This window comes from Psychrobacter sp. AOP31-B2-9 (assembly GCF_052378005.1).
Lineage (GTDB): Bacteria > Pseudomonadota > Gammaproteobacteria > Pseudomonadales > Moraxellaceae > Psychrobacter.
Window position 1 is genome coordinate 43,263 of record NZ_JBQSXG010000009.1, and the last position, 6,000, is coordinate 49,262.

The following is a 6,000-nucleotide window of genomic DNA, read 5'->3' on the forward strand; positions in this document are numbered from 1 at the left end:
GTGCTGACCAAGTTAATGCTAATTAAGCTAGTGCTCATTAACATACGGATATATGATTGAGCAGATACCTTTAGGCCGTTAGTATTTTTTGAGTGTGCTGTAATAGCGTGGTGGTGGCCGCTGTGTTAAAGGCATCGCTATGCGGTTTACCAAACTCGCCGCGTGCATCGCCGTGCTCGCCTCTAATATCATTATCAAAATATTGGGCTGTCTCGGTTGCAAACTCATCGGCCACGGCTAAGGCCACTAAAATACCTGCGCCTTTATCGGCAGATGACCAGTGTTGTCCGTAAGCGTCATTTGCCATACGGGTATTGAGCAATGAGCCGGGGTTCACGGCAACCACGTTGATATTTTTGGCAGCCACTTGTTCTGCCAGTGCCATGCTCCACATGGTTAGTGCCAGTTTGCTTTGTGCATAGGCGTCTTGGTCGCTCAGCCTGCATTGCCCAGCCAAGGCCGGTTGCGATACCGCTTGCTGCGCCGCCGAGCTTAAATTCACAATACGGGCAGGTAAATGGTTGTCAGAATTAGAAGCATTGCTTGATGCTTGAGGTGTACTCATCAATGGTAGCAATGCTTGGGTGAGTAGGTACGGCGCAAAGTAATTGACCACAAAGCGCACATCAAACCCTGCCTCAGTTTGGGTGTTGGCGACTTTAAATACGCCTGCGTTATTGATTAGCACATCTAAGTGCAAGCCTGTCGCAGTGAATTTATTTATAACAGCGTCTGCCATGCTTTTAACATCGGTCAGCTTAGCAAAATCTGCCACAAAACCATCCACGTCTACTTGTTGATTAGATTGAGTCGCCACCGCTTTTACCTCAGCAATTACCGCCGCCAGTTTATGGGCGTCTCTGCCATGTAGGTACACGTTGTGCCCCAATTGTGCCAATTTAATGGCGGCCAACTTACCAATGCCATCGGTACTACCAGTGATTAAGATGTTCTTTTTCATTTTTTATCCTTATTCTTGTAATAGTGAAGCCGAATGGCTGATACGTCTTTGTTAGCCGTCATCGTTATTTATCATCATTAACAATAGTAATAAAGTTTGCGTATGGTCACCAGTAGCGGCCACTACAAACACTTTCAATATTTTTTTGAAAATAGTACAGATATGGTCAGTGAAAAGTAATATCAATACACCATGCATCGCTGATATCACTTTTTCTCGCTTGCTGTGTCTACGCAGGCAGAGGCTACAAAAAATCGATATCAGCAATACCGTAGCGTTTTTAGGATATTTTGACTGTAATATCGAGATATTAACCCACTAGCCACGCCAGATGCCCTGCCCTAAGATGACCCTATATACCACTCTGACTCTAGATTGACATATAGGGTCATGGTTAAAATGGCGACACGCTATCGGGCTGGCTATGCGGTATGCTCCAGCGCTGCTGGGCATTAATACTGGTATTGGCCGCCCCACCGCGCGGTACTTGCATGTTATCGCCATACAGCCATAGCAGCATATTGGTACGCTGGCCGCTGGTAATAGGGTGCGCTGCATGCGGGACGGCGCCTCGGTGGATAATCGCCATACCAGGTTTAAAAATGGCACGTTTGGTTTGTCCCAACTGCCGATCAACAAAATCAACCTCTGACCCAGTAAACGGCTCATCTATCAAATTTAAATTGATATTCATGGTCACCGCCGATGCATCGGTATGGAGCTGTAGCGCGGTATCGCCCGTTGGCTGATACTGAATCGAAAACCCAAAGGTTTGGGTGTCGTAACCATAAATATTGGCAAACAATAAGCGCGCGATTGGGCGCATATAGCGGTTCATCAGGTTGCTATAAAATGCCTGAAAATGTGGTGCCGCCAAATAGCCTTGTGAGCGGGCATCAAGCATCGCGCCATTGCGGTTTAACGCAATGCCATAAGGAGGTCGTATCGGAATGTTGGTATCTGAAACCGCTTGCAAATAGCCGCGCAATTGGTGCAGCTGTGCAGGGTCAAACAACTGCCCTTGGTAAACGTTTGGTAAGATCTCTTGCCACAAATCTTTAACGGCCATCTCGGTAGAGGGTGTTTGCCATGCTTGTGCGACAGCCGCACGTAGGCTTGGGTCAAATAAAGTCTCATCAAGCATTGGCAGATGCTGCTCTGTGGTTTCCCATTCTACCCAGGCTTGCTCTAGTAAAGGGCTGTTTTGCTGCCAAAAAGCCGCTACCGATGGCGCACGCCGTAGCATATTTTTTTTTGAGGGTAGCACTAGGTTACGCGCCTGCTGTAGTGGGGTTGGTAAGGCATATGGTTGAGTGTTATGTGTGCTCATAGGCTGTTTTATCGTATTCATAATAAGTGTCCAGATAGGTTTATAAATCTTATAGGCACATGTTACTATAATTGATTGGTTTGATAATCAGGCCGTTTAACGAAACAGTTTCAATAATTTTTATATAATGATGCGCAATTGAGTGGCAGCAACTGGTTTTACGCGCCACTTTGATGGAAGCGAGGATGTGATGAAAAATTTGCAAGATTTACGTATTTTTATTGAAACAGCACGCTTGGGCAGTTTGTCTGCCTGTGCGCGGCATTTAGATTTGTCGCCCGCTGTGGTGAGTGCGGCAGTAAAACGCTTAGAGGCCGAGATTGAAACCGTGTTGTTTGTGCGCTCAACCCGCAGGTTGCGTTTAACCAGCAAAGGTGAGCAATATTTAAAGCATTGCCGAGATGCCGTGGCCATTTTAGACAACGCTTATGCAGGGCTGCATGATAATGATGCCGACTTAACAGGCACGCTTCGGTTGTCTGCCTCATCCGATTTGGGCAGAAACCTAGTGCTACCATGGTTAGATGACTTTATGCAGATTCACCCCAAAGTGACGGTGCAACTACATATGTCAGACAGTTATGTCGATTTATATGGTCAGCAGATTGATTTGGCATTACGTTATGGCGCGCCCAAAGACTCGTCATTAGTGGCGCTGCCCATTGTGCTGAATAACCGGCCTGTGCTGTGTGCCGCGCCTGCGTATTTACAAAAAGTTGAGCAGGGTATTGGGATGCCAAAAACACCAAACGACTTAACTCAGCATAATTGCCTGTGTTTGGGTCACGATGAAAAATACTTGAGCGAATGGACGTTTGAGAAAGACGGTAAAACCAAGCGTGTGGCCGTGGCTGGTAATCGGCGCAGTAAAGATGGCGATGTAGTAAGGCGTTGGGCTGTGGCAGGTCAGGGGATTGCCCTTAAATCACAATTAGATATAGCCGCAGATTTAAAAGCAGGCAGGCTCGTTGAGGTAGCAGTAGGTGGCTGGCAAGTCGCTAATTATCCGCTGTATTTGATCTGCCCAGAACGGCGCTTGATAGATCCGCTATTTAATGCGGTTAAAGAATATCTAATCGAGCGGGTCGCAAAGGTGCTGGCAACACCTTGATTGCTAGGGCGTGTCTTCATTTCAAAAATGGTGATAAAAATGAGATAAATTGCCGTCAAACAAGGAAAATAGGAAGCAGTTATGAATACGCAAGTAAAAAGCCTTTAAAGTTACATCACTCATAGCTTTAAAAGCTTTTTAATAACGTATAGGCTTAGCTTCTACCTAGCAGTAATAAGCCTGTTTTTGCTGTAATGATTGTCGCAAATGCTCAACGAGCAGTTTTAACTTTTGATCGGGTTGTCTTGCCTTAGGATAAACCGCATACATCCCCATTTTTTTTCGGGTAAAGTCTTGCAAGATTTGCGTCAGCGTATTTTGCTGTAACTCTTCATAAACCAGTGCCTGTGGTAAAAAAGCGATGCCTAAATCACTAAGTAAAGCACGTTTAATGGCGCTCAAATGGTTACTGTTAAACCGACCATTTACGGGGAGTAGCTGCTCTGTGCCATCTACATACAACGGCCATATGTCATTGGATGTATTATCAAACTTATACATCAAACACTCATGGCTTTGTAGTTGTTCTGGAGTTTGTGGATGACCATTTTTCTTTAAATAGCTTGGTGTGGCACATATTATCCATTGACTGTCTAACAGCCGCCTTGCGATGAGTGACGAATCTTCGAGCTCAGCAGTTCTTATTGCTAGATCGAATCCTTCTTCTATCAAGTCAACCAATTCATTGCTAATGTGTAAATCGACCGATATCTCAGGGTGCTTTTTGCAAAATTCGGCAATAGATTTACTCAGCACCAAGCTAGCAGACACGACAGGCATGGTGATACGTATTTTACCTTTCATATCCTCACCGTAACCTGTTACGGCATTTTCGGCTTCTTGAAAGGCAAGTTTGGCAATTTTTGCTTTGTTATAAAGCATTTTACCCGCGTCGGTTAAGCTTAATTTTCTGGTGGTTCTATAGAGCAGTTGCACGCTCAAGCTTTCTTCTAGTCTTGCTATACGTTTACTGACTACTGAGTTGGTTAATGATAGTTTTTCAGCGACTCTCGAAAACGACCCTTCCTCAACAACCTGAACGAATAAGACCATATCGTCAGCTTTAGTCATACTTGTTCCCCAATTGGCGTAATATATTTGAGATTATATCAAAAAAAGAAAATAATATTATCTTTTGAGACAATATATCAATTTATGAACAAAGCGTAGAATATCCTAGATATTACTAAGTATTCGACCATAGCGCTGGTTGTAGCGTAGCGGTTTTGATTTGGATCGATAGAATGCTTTGATAAGTAAGGATACTTACTGTAAATATTTAACAAGCCCCAGTCGTAATGTAGTCGTTAAAATGAAAATTTAGATGGCTTCATTCAAGGAAGATTACACAATAAAAAGGATATGATTTTGAATCAGACAATGTATGGGCTCCTGGCATTATTGCCAATCATTCTTTGTGGCATTTTGTTGATTGGTTTGCAATGGTCAGCCAAAAAAACAATGCCAATTATCTTAGCTGTTACCGCTGCACTTGCTCTTTTCGTATGGGATATGACGTTCACTCGAGTATCTTCATCGATCATTCAGGGAACGATCATCACCGTCTCAGTATTGTGGATCGTTTTTGGCGCTATTTTCTTACTGAATACCTTAAAACACACGGGTGCTATTGCCGTTATTCGATCTGGCTTTACCAATGTATCGCCAGATAGACGTGTACAAGCTATTATTATTGCATGGTGCTTTGGCTGCTTCCTTGAGGGTGCAGCAGGTTTTGGTACAGCCGCTGCTATTGCTGCGCCTTTACTGGTAGCGATAGGCTTTCCGGCGCTAGGTGCCGTGCTAATGGGAATGATGATACAAAGTACGCCTGTATCATTTGGCGCGGTCGGTACGCCTATCGTTATTGGGGTAAACAAAGGTTTGGATACGGCTGCTATCAGCACTCAGCTGGCTCAGCAAGGGCTAGAGTGGAGTGACTTCTTACAACTGATTACTAGTCAAGTGGCCATTCTTCACGGTGTCATTGGTACATTTATGCCACTCTTTATGGTAATGATGCTGACTCGATTTTTTGGTAAAAACAAAAGCTGGAAGGAAGGCTTTGAGATTTGGCCGTTTGCTATTTTTGCAGGTTTGGCATTTACGCTTCCTTATACTTTAACTGGTATCTTTTTAGGACCAGAGTTTCCATCACTGGTCGGTGGTTTGGTTAGTGTCGCCATCGTTGTTAATGCGGCAAAACGTGGATTCTTAGTTCCAAAAACCACATGGGATTTTGAACCGCAAAAAAACTGGCCAAGCGAATGGCTTGGTAAATTAGTCGTTAGTAAGGAAGATTTGACACCAAGTTCAGATGACAAAAAGATGTCAGCAGCTATGGCGTGGTTCCCATATTTGTTGGTTGCATTGTTACTGGTCTGCTCAAGAATATTTTCTGAATTTGAATCTTTACTAAACAGTGTAACGTTGGACTTTACGTCAGTATTAGGCGAGGCAGATATTAGCGCTGGTTTTAATCCTTTATATTTACCTGGTGGGTTGTTGTTAATCAGTGCTTTGGTTGCCGCTTTTTTCCAAACCAAAAAACCAGGTAGTGCACTAAATAGTGCGCTCAAAGAGTCAAGCAAGACTGTA

At 44.0% G+C, this 6,000-nt stretch carries 5 protein-coding genes; 2 read left to right on the forward strand and 3 right to left on the reverse strand.

Going from position 1 to position 6,000, the window contains the following annotated elements; genetic code table 11:
• Nucleotides 1-70 precede the first annotated feature (70 nt).
• Together ACT3SX_RS02355 and ACT3SX_RS02360 are read right to left on the reverse strand one after the other, a co-directional pair.
• A complete protein-coding gene (locus ACT3SX_RS02355) occupies nt 71-961 on the reverse strand; it encodes an SDR family NAD(P)-dependent oxidoreductase (protein WP_192520182.1) in 891 nt (296 codons plus the stop codon).
• Nucleotides 962-1,355: 394 nt separating this feature from the next.
• Complete coding sequence (locus ACT3SX_RS02360) at nt 1,356-2,312, reverse strand: hypothetical protein (protein WP_225739265.1); 957 nt, start codon at nt 2,310-2,312, stop codon at nt 1,356-1,358.
• Nucleotides 2,313-2,433: 121 nt separating this feature from the next.
• Here ACT3SX_RS02360 and ACT3SX_RS02365 point away from each other — a divergent pair, with 121 nt between their 5' ends.
• Nucleotides 2,434-3,402 (forward strand): LysR family transcriptional regulator, encoded by a 969-nt coding sequence (locus tag ACT3SX_RS02365; protein ID WP_318779548.1) that lies wholly within the window; start codon nt 2,434-2,436, stop codon nt 3,400-3,402.
• Between the two features lie 165 nt (nt 3,403-3,567).
• Here ACT3SX_RS02365 and ACT3SX_RS02370 read toward each other — a convergent pair whose 3' ends face one another.
• A complete protein-coding gene (locus tag ACT3SX_RS02370) occupies nt 3,568-4,473 on the reverse strand; it encodes a LysR family transcriptional regulator (protein ID WP_192520183.1) in 906 nt (301 codons plus the stop codon).
• A 297-nt stretch (nt 4,474-4,770) separates the two neighbouring features.
• Between ACT3SX_RS02370 and ACT3SX_RS02375 the strand changes: the two genes are divergently transcribed.
• Nucleotides 4,771-6,000, forward strand: a 1,230-nt coding sequence (locus tag ACT3SX_RS02375) for an L-lactate permease (protein WP_444761670.1), incomplete at its 3' end; no start/stop codon positions are given.

Coding starts and splice junctions, on each gene's coding strand:
- ACT3SX_RS02355 (WP_192520182.1), bottom strand. CDS start 961: ATGAAAAAGAACATCTTAATCACTGGTAGTACCGATGGCATTGGTAAG.
- ACT3SX_RS02360 (WP_225739265.1), bottom strand. CDS start 2,312: ATGAATACGATAAAACAGCCTATGAGCACACATAACACTCAACCATAT.
- ACT3SX_RS02370 (WP_192520183.1), bottom strand. CDS start 4,473: ATGACTAAAGCTGACGATATGGTCTTATTCGTTCAGGTTGTTGAGGAA.